The 20,375-nt window shown below is 41.7% G+C and carries 15 protein-coding genes; 12 read left to right on the forward strand and 3 right to left on the reverse strand.

What is annotated here, in order from left to right:
• On the reverse strand, positions 1 to 657 hold the full coding sequence (gene narL / locus AABS66_RS06670) for a two-component system response regulator NarL (protein ID WP_206083354.1): 657 nt from the start codon (positions 655 to 657) through the stop codon (positions 1 to 3).
• Positions 658 to 678: 21 nt separating this feature from the next.
• A complete protein-coding gene (gene narX, locus AABS66_RS06675) occupies positions 679 to 2,406 on the reverse strand; it encodes a nitrate/nitrite two-component system sensor histidine kinase NarX (protein WP_272539359.1) in 1,728 nt (575 codons plus the stop codon).
• A gap of 334 nt (positions 2,407 to 2,740) precedes the next feature.
• On the opposite strand from narX, the gene AABS66_RS06680 reads away from it, so the two are divergent.
• The 5 genes from AABS66_RS06680 (at position 2,741) to narI (ending at position 10,903) form a co-directional block, all read left to right on the forward strand.
• Entirely contained in the window at positions 2,741 to 4,138 is a 1,398-nt protein-coding gene (locus AABS66_RS06680) for a NarK family nitrate/nitrite MFS transporter (protein WP_272573961.1), read from the forward strand.
• A 69-nt stretch (positions 4,139 to 4,207) separates the two neighbouring features.
• Entirely contained in the window at positions 4,208 to 7,969 is a 3,762-nt protein-coding gene (locus tag AABS66_RS06685) for a nitrate reductase subunit alpha (protein ID WP_349415525.1), read from the forward strand.
• Positions 7,969 to 9,510 carry a nitrate reductase subunit beta gene (gene narH / locus AABS66_RS06690; RefSeq protein ID WP_206083358.1) on the forward strand — a complete coding sequence of 514 codons (1,542 nt, stop codon included), beginning with the start codon at positions 7,969 to 7,971 and terminating at the stop codon, positions 9,508 to 9,510. Before AABS66_RS06685 ends, narH begins: the two co-directional genes overlap by 1 nt.
• Complete coding sequence (gene narJ / locus AABS66_RS06695; protein ID WP_272681487.1) at positions 9,507 to 10,229, forward strand: nitrate reductase molybdenum cofactor assembly chaperone; 723 nt, start codon at positions 9,507 to 9,509, stop codon at positions 10,227 to 10,229. Before narH ends, narJ begins: the two co-directional genes overlap by 4 nt.
• Complete coding sequence (gene narI / locus AABS66_RS06700) at positions 10,226 to 10,903, forward strand: respiratory nitrate reductase subunit gamma (RefSeq protein WP_206083360.1); 678 nt, start codon at positions 10,226 to 10,228, stop codon at positions 10,901 to 10,903. The genes narJ and narI overlap by 4 nt, the downstream gene beginning before the upstream one ends.
• A 120-nt stretch (positions 10,904 to 11,023) precedes the next feature.
• Here the strand turns inward: narI and AABS66_RS06705 are convergent, their stop codons facing one another.
• Positions 11,024 to 11,806 (reverse strand): IclR family transcriptional regulator, encoded by a 783-nt coding sequence (locus tag AABS66_RS06705; RefSeq protein WP_225820483.1) that lies wholly within the window; start codon positions 11,804 to 11,806, stop codon positions 11,024 to 11,026.
• A 253-nt stretch (positions 11,807 to 12,059) separates the two neighbouring features.
• Here AABS66_RS06705 and AABS66_RS06710 point away from each other — a divergent pair, with 253 nt between their 5' ends.
• The 7 genes from AABS66_RS06710 to AABS66_RS06740 all read left to right on the forward strand — a co-directional run bounded on the left by AABS66_RS06710 (position 12,060) and on the right by AABS66_RS06740 (position 20,317).
• Positions 12,060 to 13,055, forward strand: a complete 996-nt coding sequence (locus AABS66_RS06710; protein WP_206083362.1) for a 2-dehydro-3-deoxygalactonokinase — start codon at positions 12,060 to 12,062, stop codon at positions 13,053 to 13,055.
• Between the two features lie 32 nt (positions 13,056 to 13,087).
• The gene (locus AABS66_RS06715; protein WP_206083363.1) at positions 13,088 to 13,705 is read left to right on the forward strand and encodes a 2-dehydro-3-deoxy-6-phosphogalactonate aldolase; all 618 of its coding nucleotides are present in this window, start codon (positions 13,088 to 13,090) and stop codon (positions 13,703 to 13,705) included.
• Positions 13,706 to 13,732: 27 nt separating this feature from the next.
• On the forward strand, positions 13,733 to 15,169 hold the full coding sequence (locus AABS66_RS06720) for an N-acyl-D-amino-acid deacylase family protein (protein ID WP_206083364.1): 1,437 nt from the start codon (positions 13,733 to 13,735) through the stop codon (positions 15,167 to 15,169).
• A 12-nt stretch (positions 15,170 to 15,181) separates the two neighbouring features.
• Positions 15,182 to 15,577: a RidA family protein gene (locus AABS66_RS06725; RefSeq protein ID WP_206083793.1), complete on the forward strand. Its 396-nt coding sequence runs from the start codon at positions 15,182 to 15,184 to the stop codon at positions 15,575 to 15,577.
• 24 nt (positions 15,578 to 15,601) lie between these two features.
• Positions 15,602 to 17,053 carry a sodium:solute symporter family protein gene (locus tag AABS66_RS06730; protein ID WP_206083365.1) on the forward strand — a complete coding sequence of 484 codons (1,452 nt, stop codon included), beginning with the start codon at positions 15,602 to 15,604 and terminating at the stop codon, positions 17,051 to 17,053.
• A 22-nt stretch (positions 17,054 to 17,075) separates the two neighbouring features.
• A complete protein-coding gene (locus AABS66_RS06735; RefSeq protein WP_206083366.1) occupies positions 17,076 to 18,332 on the forward strand; it encodes an amino acid deaminase in 1,257 nt (418 codons plus the stop codon).
• A gap of 1,454 nt (positions 18,333 to 19,786) precedes the next feature.
• The gene (locus AABS66_RS06740) at positions 19,787 to 20,317 is read left to right on the forward strand and encodes a fimbrial protein (RefSeq protein WP_206083367.1); all 531 of its coding nucleotides are present in this window, start codon (positions 19,787 to 19,789) and stop codon (positions 20,315 to 20,317) included.
• Positions 20,318 to 20,375: the final 58 nt, after the last annotated feature.

Genomic DNA, 20,375 nt, shown 5'->3' on the forward strand with positions numbered 1-20,375 from the left:
TTACTTTTGCTGTAAAACCCAAATAGCGGCTTCAATACGCGATTTTAAATTGAGTTTTTTCAGTAAATGCTTCACATGTACTTTAACGGTACTCTCCGTAATATTTAATTTATTGGCAATCTGCTTATTGGATAGCCCCCGTGAGATTAAATCTAAAATATGCGTTTCTCTTGGGGTGAGTACCGATAAATTATGTTCAGTAGATGTGCGATTATCTCTTAATGATTCGGCTAAAACAGAGGCTAATGTTGGACTGACAACCATTTTACCGCTGGCGGCTTCTTTCAATGCAACAATGAGTTTTTCGGGTTCCATATCTTTTAATAAATAGCCATCAGCACCGTGTTTTAGCGCATTAATTAAATCTTCACCATAGTTAGAAACGGTGAATAAAATAATGCGGCCAGAAAGTTCGTGGTTGCGTAAATTGCAGAGGACTTCAAACCCGTTCATTCCTGGCATATTTAAGTCTAATAGGATTAAATCTGGATCATATTCTTCGGCGATTTTAATGCCTGTTTCTCCGTCATCAGCTTCCCCAATGACTCGCAATGTCGGCTCTAAGCTGATTAGTTGCTTAACCCCATTACGCAGCATCGGATGATCATCAATGAGTAAAATTGTGGATTGGCCAGTGGTGATATTTTTGTTTTCCATCAACAAGTAACTCCAATTTAATTAAGCCACAGCGAGTGGGAATGTGACACTGACTGTTGTTCCCCCCTGAACACGAGGTGCAATTTGGTATTCTCCGTTTAAGCTCAGAGCCCTTTCCCTCATGATAATCAGTCCATAATGGTTATTTTTCGTGGGCTGGGGTTGAATACCGTCACCATTATCTTCAATGGTGACGGTGATAACGTCTGCATTTTCGAATAACGAAACTTGCGACCAATTTGCATTGGCGTGCTTGAGAATATTGCTCAAGGCTTCTCGGATTATCTGTATGATATGAATAGCTTGGTGTGGCGAAATGCTTTTTGCTGGCAGTTGGTAATTCAAATTTATTTCAAAGCCAACACGTTGGCTAAATTCATTGATAGTACTTTCTAAAGAGGGCAATAAACCTGGTTCAGTGAGCTTTAACCTAAAAGTGGTTAATAATTCACGTAATTGGCTATAAGCAGAGTTAATTTCATTGCGCATTTCATTGAGTAAATCTTGTTGTTTATTGGGCAAAGATTCTGGCTGCATTTGCAGATAGCTAATTTGCATTTTTAAACATGATAACGATTGGGCAATAGAGTCATGGAGTTCTCTGGCGATTGCCGAGCGTTCATCCATAATTAGCAATTGTTGTTGCTGCTCTAATTGGTGCGCCATTGCTAACATACCAGTGATTTGTTTGACCAACATTAGCACTAAATTATTTTGCTCATCGGATAAAGGCCTATCTATTGAGATCTCAGCTAGGATAACCCCATAGCGGTGTAAATTATCGGAGATATCCCACGATAACATTGTTGGATGTTCCACGGTTTCAGGGGCTGGAAATTCACCACAGTGGATGTCATGAAAATAGGTATCGTTATTTTCTTCATATAGCCGCAAGCTAATATTTTTAAGGGGGATTAGGTTTTGTAGTTCTATCAGTACTTTTTCTAGGCGTACCGCCAGTGGGTCGATGGAATGCAAGGTACGATTTGATTGATACAGGTACAGCAATACTTTGTTTTTATTCTGTAAGTCTGCCGTTTTTTCTTCGACACGAGACTCTAATTGACGGTAACTTTGCGCTAATTCATCAGACATTTGGTTTAATGTTTGTCCAAGAGCGCTAAGCTCATCATGTTTTTTATACGTTGGATAACGTTGGCTAAAATCCCGATGACTAATCGCATTCACCATATTTAACAGTTTTAGCCAAGGGTAATAAATTTTCTTCCTAAAATGGCAAATGGTGAAGAGTAATAATAGAGAAACGAGGCCGATAAACACCATTTGTGTCATGGCGACATAGGTCATTTTACGTTCTGTTTTTTCATCGATACTTTTTACTAACTCATCGATTTTATTAACAAAAGTGATAACCTCAAAACGTGCATCATTGGGGGAATTGGCTTTTGCTAGCGCAGGTCTTAAGTCGTTTAGCCAATATTGGTGAAGCTCGCTAAATAGATTAGTTAAATCCTCTATTTCGACCACTTGGGTTAATTCAGGGCTTAATAAATCATGTTCAAGTTCATTCAGATAAATATCCGAATAGGTATTGAGTGGTGTTAATGAAAGCAAGTGATAACTTTGCATTCTTAGCGACCCCGATTTATTTATTGCGTGAGCGTTCCCTTGCACGCTAATAATCATTTGGTTGGAAATTGTCATGCCAATAATACCGAGTACAGCAATCAATAACATTAAGCCAATAACTTGGTTAATGATTGAAAATCGGCGGTTCGCAGTTGGCATACATAATCCTTAATTCCATGACATCATTATTCAATATTTTTTATAACGCTATTATTGTTCCTCTATTAGACAAAATTGAATATGCCACTTCGGTATTACTCCCTAATATCTCGCCGAGTCTTTTTGCTAAAATTTGCATCAATGAATGTTTTTAATGTATTAAATTATTCGTTTATATTTAATTGGTTAACTAAAAATACCCCTAATACTCCTCTGGTGGACGGTCTGAATTTCGTGCCAAATTTGATTTAAATCTACCTTGATTTAGATCAGCTTCATGCTGGCTTATTCGCCACACACTGCGCTCAGAAAATCGTATTTATCGGGGTGAATTATGTCTCAACGAGAGAGGATTAATAATACGGCTGTGCAGCCAAAAGGTGTTATTCAGGATTGGCGTCCTGAAGAAAGCCAATTTTGGCAGCAAACAGGTCAGCGAATTGCCAAACGTAATTTGTGGATTTCAATTCCGTGTTTATTGCTTGCATTCTGTGTATGGATGCTATTTAGTGCGGTTGCTGTTAATTTAAATAAAGTGGGTTTTAATTTTACCACTGACCAATTATTTTTATTAACCGCACTGCCTTCCGTTTCTGGCGCCTTATTACGCGTGCCCTATTCTTTTGTTATTCCTATCTTTGGTGGTCGTCGTTGGACGGCAATTAGCACTGTATTTCTGATTATTCCGTGTATTTGGTTGGGGTATGCGATTCAAGACCCAACAACGCCATACCAAGTATTTGTGATTATTTCCCTGCTTTGTGGTTTTGCTGGGGCAAACTTTGCATCAAGCATGGCGAATATCAGTTTCTTTTTTCCGAAAGCTCGCCAAGGTGGTGCGCTGGGCTTAAATGGTGGTCTAGGAAATCTAGGCGTTAGCGTGATGCAGTTAGTCGCCCCGTTTATTGTCGGTGTGGGGGTGTTTGCTTTTGCGGGTGGAACAGGAGCGGTTCAGCCTGACGGTTCTGTACTTTGGCTGGAAAATGCTGCGTGGGTTTGGGTGCCATTCTTGCTGTTCTTTACGGTGATGGCATGGTTTGGCATGAACGATTTGGCAGCAAATAAAGCCTCCTTAAAACAGCAACTTCCTGTTTTAAAACGTGGACATCTGTGGATTTTAAGCCTGTTGTACCTCTCAACATTTGGTTCATTTATCGGTTTTTCCGCGGGCTTTGCCATGCTGTCGAAAACCCAGTTTCCCGATATCGTCATCTTGAAATTTGCCTTTTTTGGCCCATTCCTTGGTGCATTAGCCCGCCCACTTGGCGGCATGCTGTCTGACCGTTTTGGCGGCGTCAAAGTAACTTTCCTGAACTTTATCGCCATGGCTATTTTTTCAGGGCTACTGTTCTTTACCTTGCCAGAAAATGGCCAAGGCGGCTCCTTCGGTGCGTTTTATGGTGTGTTTATGGTGCTGTTTTTAACGGCAGGTTTAGGCAGTGGTTCCACATTCCAAATGATTGCCGTGGTTTTTCGCAAATTAACCATGGACAAGGCTTTATTAAGAGGTGCTTCAGAGCAAGAAGCACAAAAAGAAGCAGTAACAGAAAGTGCGGCAGCGCTTGGGTTTATCTCTGCCATTGGTGCAATTGGTGGCTTTTTTATTCCAAAAGCCTTTGGGACGTCGTTAACCCTGACAGGCTCACCCGCTGATGCCATGAAAGTGTTCTTTGTGTTCTATCTCTCTTGTGTGTTTATCACGTGGTTAGTTTACGGACGTACCCACAAATAATAACAAGTTAAAAAAATCCTTTTTAAGCAATGTACGGCGGCGGTCGCCGTCTCTTTGGAGGCAATCCGAATGAGCAAATTTTTAGATAGATTTCGTTATTTTAAGCAGCTGGGTGATACCTTCGCAGGCGACCATGGGCAAGAGCTCAATGTTAACCGTGATTGGGAGGATAGTTACCGTAGTCGCTGGCAGCACGATAAAGTCGTACGTTCGACCCACGGTGTTAACTGCACTGGTTCATGTAGCTGGAAAATTTACGTCAAAAATGGCCTTGTGACGTGGGAAACACAACAAACTGACTACCCACGCACCCGCCCAGATTTACCTGATCACGAGCCTCGTGGTTGTCCGCGTGGTGCCAGCTATTCATGGTATTTATACAGTGCAAACCGCGTGAAATACCCGATGATGCGTAAGCGTTTACTGAAATTATGGCGCGATGCAAAAGCAGAGCACCAAGACCCCGTCGCAGCATGGTTATCCATCATTAGCGACCCAGAAAAAGCGCAGAGTTACAAACAAGCTCGTGGTCGCGGTGGTTTTGTTCGCTCCAGCTGGCAGGAAGTGAACGAGTTAATTGCAGCTGCTAACGTGGCGACGATTAAGGAATTTGGTCCTGACCGCATTGTCGGTTTTTCGCCAATCCCTGCGATGTCGATGGTGTCTTATGCGTCAGGTGCCCGTTATTTATCTCTCATTGGTGGGGCTTGCCTGAGCTTCTACGATTGGTACTGCGACTTACCGCCTGCATCCCCAATGACGTGGGGGGAGCAAACGGATGTACCAGAATCCGCAGACTGGTATAACTCATCTTATATTATTGCTTGGGGCTCGAACGTCCCGCAAACTCGTACGCCTGATGCTCACTTCTTTGCAGAAGTCCGCTACAAAGGGACGAAAACTGTTGCTGTCACGCCAGATTACGCCGAAATCACCAAATTCTGCGACCATTGGCTGAACCCAAAACAAGGGACTGACAGTGCCATGGCGATGGCAATGGGGCATGTCATCCTCAATGAGTTCCACGTCAAACGTGAAGCGGAATATTTCCGTGAATATGTTCGCACTTACACCGATATGCCGATGTTGGTGATGCTCGATAAACATGAAAACGGTGCGTATGTTGCTGGGCGTATGCTGCGTGCTTCGGATCTCGTTGATTCTTTAGGCGAAGAGAAAAATGCCGAATGGAAAACCATCGCGATTGATGAAGAAACAGGGGCACTGTGCGCCCCTCAAGGCTCGATGGGGTTCCGTTGGGATGACAGCCAAAAATGGAACTTAGAACCGCGCGCAGGGCAAGATGCACACCAGATCAAAATGCAACTCAGCCTTGCAGATACGCACGATGAATTTGTTGAGGTTGGCTTCCCATACTTTGGTGGTTTAGAAAGCGAACATTTCCAACGTGTTGAATTGAAAGATGTTTTGTTGCACAAATTACCCGCGAAACGTATTCAGCTTGCGGATGGCAGTGAGTCACTGGTTACTAGTGTGTATGATTTGATGCTTGCTAACTACGGTATTGACCGTGGTTTCGGTGATGAAAACTGTGCCGTTGATTACGATGATATGAAAGCCTATTCCCCTGCATGGGCTGAAAAAGTCACTGGGGTGAGCCGCCAAAATATCATTCGCATCGCCCGTGAATTTGCGGACACCGCAGAGAAAACCCACGGCCGTGCGATGGTAATTGTTGGGGCTGGTATCAACCACTGGTACCACATGGATATGACTTACCGCGCAATTATCAACATGCTGATTTTCTGTGGCTGCGTGGGGCAAAGCGGCGGTGGTTGGTCACATTACGTCGGCCAGGAAAAATTGCGCCCACAAACAGGCTGGACGCCACTGGCTTTTGGTCTTGATTGGCAGCGTCCACCACGCCATATGAACAGCACATCATTCTTCTATAACCATTCAAGCCAATGGCGTTATGAAACGGTAGGGACGGAAGAGTTACTCTCACCTTTAGCGGATAAAAAAGCATTTAGCGGCAGTTTAGTGGACATGAATGTGCGTGCTGAAAGAATGGGCTGGTTGCCATCTGCACCACAATTAAGCGTTAACCCAATCAAAATTGCTAAACAGGCACAAGACGTGGGGCTTTCCCCAGTAGATTACACCGTTAAGCAATTGAAGGACGGCAATATTCGTTTTGCAGCAGAACAGCCAGATGACCCACAAAATTTCCCACGTAACCTGTTTATTTGGCGCTCAAACTTATTGGGTTCCGCAGGGAAGGGCCATGAATATTTATTGAAATATTTGCTGGGTACTGAAAACGGTATTCAAGGCAAAGATTTAGGTCAACAAGGTGGCGTCAAACCTGAGGAAGTAGAATGGCAAGATACAGCAGCACAAGGGAAAGTGGACTTAGTGGTGACTCTCGATTTCAGAATGTCGAGCACCTGCCTGTTCTCAGACGTTATTTTACCGACCGCCACTTGGTATGAAAAAGACGATATGAATACCTCGGATATGCATCCGTTTATTCACCCATTATCCGCCGCGGTTGACCCTGCTTGGGAATCGAAAAGCGATTGGGAAATCTACAAAGGCATTGCCAAAGCTTTCTCAGATGTCAGTGTCGGCCATCTAGGCAAAGAAACGGATGTCGTCACACTGCCGATCCAGCACGACAGTAAAGCTGAAATGGCGCAACCTTTTGATGTGAGAGATTGGAAAAAAGGCCAGTGCGAGCTGATCCCTGGAAAAACGGCGCCGCACATTATTTGTGTTGAACGTGACTACCCCAATACTTACGCACGTTTTACCTCCCTTGGTCCATTAATGGACAAATTAGGGAACGGTGGGAAAGGCATCAGTTGGAATACGCAAGATGAAGTTGATTTCCTGAAAAAGCTGAACAAAACCCAGCCAGAAGGGGCTAATGCAGGCCGCCCTAAAATTGACACTGCCATTGATGCTGCCGAGGTGATTTTAACTTTAGCCCCCGAAACCAATGGGCAAGTGGCAGTGAAAGCATGGGATGCGTTAAGCAAGGTGACAGGGCGCGACCATACGCATTTAGCACGCTACAAAGAAGATGAGAAAATTCGCTTCCGCGATATTGTGGCACAGCCACGTAAGATCATTTCCAGCCCAACGTGGTCAGGCTTAGAAGATGAACATGTCTCTTACAACGCTTGTTATACCAACGTTCACGAGATGATCCCATGGCGTACACTTAGTGGTCGTCAGCAGTTATATCAAGATCATGAATGGATGCGTGCCTTTGGTGAAAGTCTCGTGGTATATCGCCCGCCAATTGATACGCGTGCGGCTCAGCCATTAATGGGTAAAAAATCCAACGGTTACCCTGAAAAAGCGTTGAATTTCCTAACGCCACACCAAAAATGGGGTATTCACTCCACTTATAGCGACAACTTATTGATGTTGACGCTCGGTCGTGGTGGCCCTGTGGTTTGGCTAAGTGAGGACGATGCTCGCGAGTTAGGCATTGAAGATAATGATTGGGTTGAAGCGTTTAACAGCAATGGGGCGCTGACAGCAAAAGCGATCGTCAGCCAACGGATCCCTGATGGCATGATCATGATGTACCACGCGCAAGAACGGTTGATCAATTTGCCGGGGTCAGAAATTACGGCGCAGCGCGGGGGTATTCATAACTCAGTAACGCGTGTTTGCCCGAAACCAACCCATATGATTGGCGGTTACGCCCATCTAGCTTATAGCTTCAATTATTACGGAACCGTGGGTTCTAACCGTGATGAATTTGTGGTTGTTCGCAAAATGAAACAGGTCGACTGGCTGGATGGGGAAAACGATGCCTATCAGCAGACCCTGAGCGGAAAGGAGAAAGCATAATGAAAATTCGTTCTCAAGTCGGCATGGTGCTAAACCTCGATAAATGTATTGGTTGCCATACATGCTCAGTGACCTGTAAAAATGTCTGGACCAGTCGCGAAGGTGTTGAATACGCATGGTTTAATAATGTCGAGACCAAACCAGGTATCGGCTATCCCCATCACTGGGAAGATCAGGAAAAATGGAAAGGCGGTTGGATCCGTACCATCAAAGGCAAGCTGGTTCCTCGTATGGGGAACAAAGTGGGCGTGCTGTCTAAAATCTTTGCTAATCCTGATGTACCTGCTTTGGATGATTATTATGAGCCATTTAATTATGACTACGGCCATTTAAAAAATGCCAAAGAAGGCAAACATGTGCCAACTGCGCGTCCACGGTCATTGATCACAGGCGAACGGATGAGCAACGTGAAAATGGGGCCTAACTGGGAAGATGACCTTGGTGGCGAATTTGCGAAACGCGCCGCAGACAAAAACTTTGAGCACATCCAAAAAGAGATGTATGGGCAATTTGAAAATACTTTCATGATGTATTTGCCACGCCTGTGTGAACATTGTTTGAACCCTGCTTGTGTTGCAACGTGCCCAAGCGGTGCGATTTACAAACGCTCTGAAGACGGTATAGTCTTGATTGACCAAGATAAATGCCGTGGCTGGCGTATGTGCCTGACAGGCTGCCCGTACAAAAAAATCTACTTTAACTGGAAAAGCGGCAAGTCAGAAAAATGTATTTTCTGTTACCCTCGCATTGAATCTGGCATGCCAACGGTTTGCTCGGAAACCTGTGTTGGGCGTATCCGTTATTTAGGTGTGTTGCTGTATGACGCCGATAAAATTGAATCGGCGGCGAGTGTAGAAAAAGAAACGGATCTGTATCAAAGTCAGCTCGATGTCTTCCTTGATCCACACGATCCTAAAGTGATTGAAGAAGCGCAAAAACAGGGGATCCCATTAAGTGTGATCGACGCTGCTCAGAAATCGCCAGTGTATAAAATGGCGATGGAGTGGAAACTAGCGCTGCCGCTGCATCCTGAATATCGCACATTACCGATGGTGTGGTATGTGCCACCTCTGTCACCCATTCAATCTGTCGCTGATTCGGGTTTATTGGCTAACAATGGCGTATTGCCTGATGTGGAAAGCCTGCGCATTCCAGTGCAGTACCTCGCCAATTTATTGACGGCTGGGGACACAGAGCCTGTGCTGTTAGCACTAAAACGTATGTTAGCGATGCGCCATTATAAACGTGCTGAAACCGTAGAAAACCAGTGTGATACCAGTGCGTTGGAGCAAGTGGGATTAACGGAAGAGCAAGCCCAAGAAATGTACCGTTACTTGGCAATTGCTAACTATGAAGACCGTTTTGTGATCCCATCCAGTCATCGTGAATTAGCACGTGAAGCGTTCCCTGAAGCCAAAGCTTGTGGCTTTAGTTTTGGTGATGGTTGCCATGGTAGTGATAGCAAAACCAATCTGTTTAATAGTAGACGTATTGATGCCATTGATGTGACGCCAAAAACAGCGCAGGAGAACACACTATGATGACGTTAAGAGTGATTTCTCGGCTGTTAGAATACCCTTCAGAGGCGCTTTGGCAGCACCGCGATGAGTTAATCGAAGCATTAGAGCAAGCAGATGAATTACCTGTTACTCGTGCTATTCAGTTGATGATGTTTGTGCGCGAATATCTCAATGACGACTTGTTAGATATGCAGGCGCAATATTGTGAGCTGTTTGATAGAGGGCGCGCAACATCGTTACTGTTATTCGAGCATGTTCATGGGGAATCCCGCGACCGCGGTCAAGCAATGGTCGATTTAATGGGGCAGTACCAGCAGCATGGCTTGCAAATTGATTGCAAAGAGCTACCCGACTATTTGCCTATTTACTTGGAGTATCTCACTGTTTTACCACCGCAAGAAACTGTGGGGGGCTTGCACGATATCGCGCCAATCTTAGCGTTACTAGGGGAGCGATTAAAACAGCGTGAAAGCCGCTTTGCGAGCTTGTTTGAGATATTACTTGAGTTATCCAATAGCGAAATTACCACTGAGCAACTTAGCGAAAAAGTGGCATCAGAAGCGCGGGATGACACGCCTCAAGCCCTTGATGCGGTGTGGGAAGAGGAACAAGTGAAGTTTTTTGCGGATGAGAAAACCTGCGGTGGGGAAGTCACCGCCCATCAACACCGTTTTGCCAATGCCGTCACGCCGCAATACTTGGACCTTGGTACGAGCAGCCATGTAGGAGTGCAAAAATGAATTTTCTCAATCAATTCTTCTTCGACATCTATCCGTATATTGCAGGCACCGTGTTTATTGTCGGTAGCTGGCTGCGTTATGACTACGGTCAATACACATGGCGTGCGGGTTCGAGTCAAATGTTAGATAAAAAGAATATGCGTCTGGCATCCAATTTATTCCATTTGGGGATTATTGGGATTTTTGTCGGCCATTTTCTGGGGATGTTAACACCACATTGGATGTATGAATCTTTCCTACCAATGCATATCAAGCAGTTGATGGCGATGATCGGGGGCGGCTCTGCGGGGGTGATGATGTTAATTGGTGGAGCGATGTTACTGAAACGCCGACTGACTAACCCACGTATTCGCGCCACATCTTCCTTTGGTGACATCATGATTATGGTATTGCTGGTGGTGCAAGTGTGTTTAGGGCTACTCACTATTCCATTCTCTGCACAGCACATGGATGGCAGTGAAATGTTGAAGTTAGTGGGATGGGCGCAATCAGTTGTGACATTCCATTGGGGCGCGTCGAATTACCTTGAAGGCGTTGGCATCGTGTTCAAGTTACATATCGTGTTGGGGATGACAATATTCTTACTCTTCCCATTCTGCCGTTTAGTGCACATCTGGAGTGCACCTATCGAATACCTAAGTCGTCGGTATCAGTTGGTGAGAAATCGCCACTAAGTTCGGGTTTCACAGGGAAGTGAGCCAGTACATTGCTCTTGTGTAATTGATTCTTGTGTAAACAACAAATATGGCTATTTTGGCACCCCACCTAACATGTTAGATGGGGTTTTTTTGTGTTTATTTGCTGACGGCGGGTTCGATATAGCCCAGGCGGCGAGAAATCAGCAAACAAACATGGGCAAGTTCATCGTTGACCCTATCTATTTTGGGTAACATACGGTGTGTTGGGCCTGCAACACTGATAGCCCCAACAATGTTGCCAGTGTAGTTAAATATTGGCCTTGCAACACACGTTAGCCCTTCTTCATTTTCTTCATCATCTAAAGAAAAGCCTTTCAAACGAATATCTGCCAACAATTCATACAGTTTCATTCTATCGACAACGGTTTTTTCCGTGAATTTCACCAGAGGTTTATCCAGAACCTCATCAATTTCTTCCAACGGTTGGAACGCTAAAAGCGCTTTCCCAATCCCTGTGCAATAGGCGGGTAGCCTTGCCCCTAATTTTGCAGTTGTTTGAATTGAGAGGGTACCTTCACTTTTATACAGGTACACCACATGCCCGCTGTTATAGACCCCCAAAAAACAGGTTTCGAATGTTGAGCTCGATAGTGTTTTTAAATAAGGGATTGAAACTTCAACTAAATTGACATTCATTAAACCTTTAATGCCAAGTTCAAGGCTTTTTAAATCAAGGTTATAACGCTCTGTAAGGTGATCGATACTGACATATTGGCGTTCTTTTAACGTCTCTAATATCCGAAACGCAGTGGTTTTGGCGATCCCTGTGTTTTTAACTAATTCTGCCAATGAAATTCCATCGGAATGATTACTTATCTCTTCAAGGATGGTCAGTACTCTATCAATGTTTGATGAGTTTGCTTGGCTGTCTTTCGTCATTGTTGGCTCCTTACATGCGCTGGGGGTCATTGTACGCACAATTTCATGTGAATTAAACGTCGTTCCATTTTCTCCTTGTTGTGACTCTTTTTGTGTGTAAAGGCGGGAGATCTGTAATTAATTGATAAGCCTTGTCTTTACGTTACTGATTGTGATCACGATCGTCATTCTTATAAAAACGGAACGACATTCCTATATTTTGATGTATCTTATAAAAAAAGGAACAACGTTCCGTTATTTTAAAGGGATAAATATGTTGATAGTGACCATTGATACAGGGACAACAAATACCCGCGTGAGAGCATGGCGAAACAATATGGTTGTGGGAGAGCTGAGCGCGGAAGTTGGGATTCGGGATTGTGCGAAAAATGGAAATAATGTGCGTTTAATTCAATCAATAAAAACGCTTTTGGCACAACTTTTAGCAAAGTTTAGTGATGAAGAAAGGGAAAATTATCGCTTAGTGGCATCGGGTATGATTACTTCAGAAATTGGGTTATGCCATTTGCCTCATGAAGTGACTCCAGTTTCGATGAGACAGCTCGCACAAAAGGCCAGTGCGCGCGTGATAAATGAAATTAGCGAAAAGCCAATTATTTTTATACCAGGAATTAAAAATAAAACCACGGAATTAACGTTTGACTCTATTGAAAGCATGGATGTGATGCGCGGTGAAGAGGTTGAGATCTTCGGTATCTTATCACAGCAGCCAGATTTAGGCGCTTCGCTGGTTATCTTACCAGGTTCGCATTCAAAGTTTGTTCGCATTGATGACAATAAAAATGTGATTGCACTGGCAACTACGATGGCAGGGGAAATCTTCGATACGCTGACGCACCAAACGATACTCGCAAGCTCATTAGAGCATCAATTTGTTCAGCAACTTGATCGCGAATATTTACTTAAGGGTGCCGAGTTAAGTCAGCAAGTAGGGATTGCCAGAAGCTGTTTTTCAGTCAGATTATTAGATCTTTTTACGGAAGCTACTCTTGACCAAAAATCGAGTTTTTTATTAGGCGCGATTTTAGCATCAGATTTACTTGCGATAAAAAACAGTCAAGCCTTATGTGTGACTAACGATATAAAAATTGTGATTAGTGGAAAACCTATCTTAGCAAATGCGCTTCAATTATTAATTAAAAATGATAGTTATTTCACGGGTGAAATCAGCGTATTAAAAGATAAAAAGGAACAGCCGTATTCTGGATTAGGTGCAATTTCAATATTAAACCTTACAGAATATAAATAAGCATTCTTAATAATTTGTTATTAGGTGATTATATGAATCTTGAAAATGAAATTCCTTTAATTGCAATATTGCGTGGAATTAAACCTGAAGAGGTTTTAGAACATATTTCAATACTGGCGGAAGAAGGTTTTCAATATATAGAAATTCCATTGAATTCCCCTGAATGGGAAAAGAGTATTCCATTGGCTATTCAGCACTATGGCAATAAATTAAAAATAGGGGCAGGAACTGTCCTGAATCAACAGAATGTTGAAAAATTAGCAGCAATGAACGCAAAGATTATTGTCACACCGAATATTAATGTTTCGGTGATCAAATCATCTTTAGCAAACAAGATGGAAATATACCCAGGCTGTGCAACAGCCACTGAGGCATTTACAGCGATTGATGCAGGTGCTTGTAACTTAAAAATATTTCCAACTGCGCCGCTAGGAGTTAACTACGTTAAGTCACTGATGTCAGTGATCCCTAAAGATATAGCTATTTATGCCGTTGGTGGCGTAACGCCACAAAATTTACATGAGTACCTAAGCATAGGCTGTTATGGCGCAGGGCTTGGGAACGACCTTTACCGTGCAGGCCAATCACCAGAGAAAACCAGAGAAAACGCGAAAGCATTTATATCTGCATATATCGCATTTAAAAATTAAAATTATTAATTTAAAAGAGATATTAAAATGAAATTCGATTATGTTTTTAAAAGTGCCACTGTTATTGATGGCAGTGGTAAAAATGAATTTATTAGCGATGTGGCAATTAAAAATGGCCGTGTTATTAAAATTGCTGAAAATATTAACGAAGAGTCTGAAAAAATAATTGATTGTTCAGGGTTAATTTTATCGCCTGGGTTTATTGATGTTCATACGCATGATGATTTAATTGTCATAGATAAACCAGAATATATTGAAAAAACATCACAGGGTGTTACCACCATTATTGTTGGTAACTGTGGGATCAGTGCTGCATGCGCCACATTAAAAGATGAAGTTCCTGACCCAATTAATTTGCTGGGGGAATTAAATGAATTTAATTTCGTAGATTTGGCTAGCTATAAGCAGAAAATTAATGAAATTACGCCGACCGTTAATGTAGCGACATTGATTGGCCATACCACATTAAGAAATAACTGTGTTTCGGATTTATTAAAACCTGCAACCCAGAGCAATATTGCACAGATGAAGCGGGTTTTAGAATCTGCATTAAATGAAGGTGCTTTAGGGCTAAGCACAGGGCTGTCTTACGGTAATGCCATTAACTCATCCACGGAAGAAATCTGTGAGCTGGCCGAATTATTAGCAGAGCATCAGGGCATTTACACCACGCATATGCGTACTGAATATGATGGAATCATCGATGCAATGCATGAAGCTTTTCATATTGGCCGCCATGCAAAAGTACCTGTGCAAATTTCTCACCATAAGTGTGCTGGGGCAAAAAACTGGGGACGTACTAAAGAGACGCTTGCGTTAATCGAAAAATATCAAGCAATGCAAGATATTAACTGTGATTGCTACCCCTATAGAGCGGGCTCTTCAAACTTAGATATCACGCAAGTCACTGAGGATTATGACATCCTAGTGACTTGGTCAATGCCATTCCCTGATGTTGCAGGTAAGACACTAAAAGATATCGCCATAATGTGGAATATCGATATTTACCAAGTGGCGGAAAAAATTGTCCCTGCGGGCGCTATTTATTTTCAAATGCATGAAGACGATGTTCGCCGTGTATTGCAGCACCCAAGCAGCATGGTTGGTTCAGATGGCTTACCCCGCGACCCTAATCCGCACCCACGTTTATGGGGCACCTTTCCACGCGTAATTAGTCACTACAGCCGTGATGAGAAACTGTTCCCAATGACCACCGCAATTTACAAGATGACGGGCATGTCGGCTCAGCGTTTTTCTTTGAAGGATAGAGGGCTTATCAAAGAAAACTTTTTTGCAGATATCGTCTTATTTGACCCAATAAAAATTAATGAAACCTCGACGTTCCAAGATCCAAAGCAGAAAGCAGATGGCATTGAATATGTTTTTGTTAATGGTGTTCTGACCTATACCGCAAAAGAAATGACTGGGGATAGAGCAGGTAAATTCTTAGAAAGAAATAAATAAAAGAGAGAAATAATAATGATTAAACGATTTGGCGTTGAAGGTTCAAAAGGGACTGGTGGGCAATCATTACCTTTTTCGAAAGCTGTGCTAGCGGACGGCTGGTTATATGTGTCAGGCCAAACACCGATGGTTGATGGTGAAGTGATTGATGGCGGCATTATTGCACAATCAAAACTGGCTATCGAAAACTGTTTAAACATCATGAAGGACGCGGGATTTGAGCGCCAAGATATTGTGCATATGAAAGTGGTTTTGAGTGATGCTCGATACTTTCAGTCCTTTAATAAAGTGTTTCAGCAATTCTTTGCTGAGCATCCACCAGCAAGAGTCTGTTTTGTTGCGGATCTTGTGGTTGATTGCATGGTTGAAGTGGACATCACCTGCTTTAACAGCAAGTTCAAATCTTAATCGCTGAGACGATGAGGGGCTATTATGGAACATAATAATTTCTTAATGTGGTTTTTGCTGTATGCGTTCGTCATGATGTTCATTGGCTGGTATGTAACAAGGCATCAAAAGACAGGTGAAGATTTCATTCTTGGCGGCAGAAAATTACCGATGTTACTCACCTTAGGGTCTACTGTCGGAACGATGGTGGGAACAGGGTCAAGTATTGGTGCGGTGAGTTTCGGTTATTCGAATGGTTGGGCTGGTATGTTATATGGCATCGGCGGCGCAACGGGGATCTTACTCACCGCTTGGTTATTTGCGCCAGTAAGAAACTATCGCTTTATGACAATGAGTGAGGAAATTTGTTACTACACAGGTGGCAGCCGCTTAGTCAAAAACCTGGTTGCGATATTAATTTTCTTAGCATCAATTGGTTGGTTAGGTGCGCACATCCTTGGGGGCGGCTTATACTTGGCATGGGCTGCAGACATTGATATCACAGTAGCGAAGATCATCATTGCTGTCGGGTTTGTATTCTATGTGGGTATCGGTGGTTATAAAGCTGTTTCATGGATCGATACATTACAATCCATCGTCTTATTCCTCGGGTTTATTATTCTTGCCGTCGCCTCAGTGAGCTACGTCGGCGGATGGGATGTCGTTGTACAAAATACGGATCCGAAGGCGTTCACGTTATTTGGGATTGGTAAACTTGGTATGCTACCTGCTATTTCACTTGCAATTGTGATTGGTATTGGTGTTCTAGCGACACCTTCCTATCGTCAGCGTATTTATTCAGCAGCGTCAACAAAAGCCATTCGCCAATCATTCATTATTACTGGCGTCTTATATATGGGGTTCTCGTTCTTACCTGCAATTATCGGCATGGCAACCCATGTAATGGAGCCTAATTTAGAAAACAGCAGTTTTGCTTTCTTATATGCAACCAATGCATTACCGCATGTACTGGCAATGGTGGTATTGATCGCAGGTATGTCAGCTAACATGTCATCAGGTAGCTCTGACGCCATCGCAGGGGTTTCGATAATCCTACGTGATATCTATACGATGGTAACAGGGAAAATGCCACCACCAGAGAAAGCCATTAATTTATCTCGGATCTTCTTACTTGGCGTTATCTTGCTTGCACTGGTATTCGCATTGACCTCAAATGACATCATTGGTTATATCACTAAAATGATTTCAATGATTATGTCAGGGCTTTGTGTCACCGTGTTATTAGGTAAATTTTGGCATCGCTTTAACTGGCAAGGTTGTATAGCCGCGCTGGTGGCGGGAAGCTCAACATCGTTAACGATTATTTTAACGCCAGAGTGGTCTGCAAAATTAGGTAACCCCGTGATCCCTGCATTATTGATCAGCTTGGTTTGTGCTGTGGTTGTCACTTTAGTGACACCAAAAAATAAACTCAGCCGTGAGGAAGTTTTAGAAAACATTACCCACGAAAGAGAAAATACGGCGAAAAGTAAATAAATGTCCAAATTGAGAGATGCAAATGACGAAATATAATTTTCTCGAAGAGATAAAGCATAAGTCGGCGAGGTTGCCTAACTCAGAGAGTGTGCAGATAAACATTCTTCACGAGGACGTGTGTTTACCTGCGGTGGTCGTGAAACAGCGTGAATTAGAAAATAATATTGCATGGATGCAACATTATGCGAACACCGTAAATGTGTCGTTATCACCTCATGGTAAAACGACGATGACTCCCGCAATTTTCAAACGCCAAATCGCACAAGGTGCGTGGGGGTTGAGTGTTGGAACTGTTTATCAGGCAAAGGTGGCAATTGAATCGGGTATTAAGCACATTGTGATTGCTAATCAGGTTGTTGGTAAAACGAATATTCGGTTACTTGGCGAACTGGTTAAACTCAATCAAGCCAACTTGTATTGTTGTGTTGATAGTATTCAAAATGCGAAACAACTTGCCGAGGTTTTTTCACGCGAAAACCAAACATTGAATGTTTTGATTGAACTGGGTGTTAATGGAGGGCGTTGTGGTTGTCGTACAGAGGATGAAGCGCTGTTGTTAGCCGAAGAATTAAAAGCATTACCCTCTCTAGTCATTGCTGGAATTGAATTTTATGAGGGTGTTATTCATAGCGATGATGCAGAAAAAGACATTAATGAGGTGCAGCAATTCTTACAGCGAGTCTTAGCGACGAGCCAAAAACTCGATAGATTGGGGGTGTTTGATAGATATCAGGGAGAGGTATTACTCACAGGAGCAGGTTCAGTTTGGTATGACCTTGTGAGTAAGAAGGTGGCAGAGTTTACCTTTTCAAAGGCTTTTCGCTTTGTCATTCGCCCTGGTTGTTATATTACACATGACCATGGTATTTATGATGAGGCTCAACAAGCCCTAAAAGCGCGGGATAGTATCGCTTGTCAGTTAGAAGGGGACTTGATGCCCGCAATGGAAATTGTGGCATTAGTACAGTCGGTTCCTGAAAAAGGGCGGGCAATTGTTAATTTTGGTAAAAGAGATGTCGCATTTGATGCTGGGTTACCTCAACCTTTAGCACAATATCGAGATGGTCAGCGGCTTTCCTTCCAACGAGGAAGTGCAAAAACGTTTGGCTTAATGGACCAACATGCCATTTTATCTTTTGATGAAAGTTGTTATTTTCAAGTAGGGGACATCCTCGTTTTTGGTACATCGCACCCGTGCATTACGTTTGATAAGTGGAAAGTTATTTATCTGACGGATGATGAATATAACGTGCTAGAAGATATGCCAACATTTTTCTAAACCGCATTCTTGTTTGTTAATTAAAACCAGCTTCTTTGTTAAGTAGCTGGTTTTTTTATTTATTTTTGTAATGCCAACTGGCTGTGTTATTGGATATTAGCGTACAACGTTTGAATTGCCAGCTTTAGAGTCTTACCTCATAAAGTGATTTTACGATATCAGAGGTATTTCAGTTTTTACTGACAAGACAGTGGCAGGAATTGATGTTTTATCACTATAAATTAAACGATAGGTGTCAGGTATATTCAATTTTTCTAGTGCAGATAAAGGATTCCCTTGACATAAATCAAAGGGTATTTAAGGAGATCTTAAAAAGATGATGTTAAGTTAATATTAGATAAAATGAGGATAATAATAGATGGTAGCATCTTCATTATTACGTAATCATCGCTAGTGTAAGGTATAAATTAATAATTATGAATAATATTTAAATGATGAAACTATTCAGTACTATTTAATCATTATAATTCCTAGCATTTTGGGGGGTATCGAGAGTAGATGAGTTTATTGGCTTATGTAAGGTGTCTTAATACCTTCATTCATTAATGTTGTTGACTTTGATTTTGTCTTTTATAAATGGATTTTATGGTTGTTTTATTCCATAATTAATATTGAAAGTTACAAAAAAACACATTTTGAATATTTTTGTAATGCTTTTCTTAGTGTTTTAATACGACTTAATATTTTTTTACTATTTTTTATTTAATGATTTTCTGTTGTGTTGTTTTATTTTTACTATATATATTTGAGTGTGATTAATCATTAGTAATTGTTAATCACACATATTTCTACTCGTTTTTTGTTATATGGCTATTTTAGGGTAACTATTTGTAATTTAATGTTTTATTTTTTATTTTCATTTAAACTAACACATTAAATGTGTAACAGAAGGTAATATTGGAAACATTATGAAATTATTTAATATTTAAAATTAAGATGTTTCTTATTAAAATAAAAACATGGTTAAATGTTTTTTTTGTTATTTATTTCTGATTTTTAGTTATATTTTATTTTTAGTCATTTTTTTTCACTAATAAGCACCCGTTTTATGAGTATAAAAAACTTTATTATTGAAGAATGGAGTTATTTTGTGGTTTTTTATTAAAAAAAGTCTATTTAAATTGAAGTGTGGTTACTTAATTATCCTATATTAGAGTATTTAATGGCTGTAATTTTTGAATTATTTTATATATTTCACAAACTTACCTCTCTGGGTTGTTTATTAACTCTATAATTTGACATAATTAAAATGAGATATAATAATGGCTTCGCATTGATACATTGTTTAATTATCTGGTTTATTAGCGGAGCCTAATAAATTAGGGATAGTTAGCATGTCAATTTTTAATGTTTACTAACCAAACATATTTTAAGAAAAAATTAAAATAATCAGATTAATAATAACTCGTTATTTTAATTTGTGTCGTCTTTTTTATCTAATGGAAATGTATAAAATGAAATTAAATAAACTTGCTTTAGTATTAGGTTTAGGTCTGGCTGTTGTTGCTGGTTCTGCTTCTGCAAACCAAGGTTCTGGTACTGTAACTTTTAAAGGTTCAATCATTGATGCTCCTTGCTCAATCCCACCAGGTTCTGAAGCATTTGAAGTTAAGATGGGTGCTATCGCAACTTCAGCATTAAACGGCGGCGGTAAAAGTGTTGCTCGTCCTTTCAATATTGAGTTAGAACAGTGTGATATCACTACTCTGAAAACTGTACAAACTACATTCACAGGTACGCCAAGTACTTCTGTTAATGGTGGTTTAGCTATCGCTGGTACAGCTAAAAATGCGGGTATCGTTATCACTGACGTTAATGGCGACAAAATTGATTTAGGCGCTAAATCTCCATCTCAAACTCTGTTTACTGGTGCTAACACACTGCGCTTCACTGCATTCTTACAAGGTGATGCAGACGCGACAAACAAACCTGCTGTTCCGGGTGAATTTGATGCAATCGCAACATTTGCTCTGAGCTACCAGTAATTGGTACCGCCCGTACAAGGATGTATGGGCACTAATTTTAATGAATTGAAATTGCTCA

Origin of the sequence: Providencia sp. SP181, from assembly GCF_050446505.1 — a bacterium.
GTDB lineage: Bacteria > Pseudomonadota > Gammaproteobacteria > Enterobacterales > Enterobacteriaceae > Providencia > Providencia vermicola.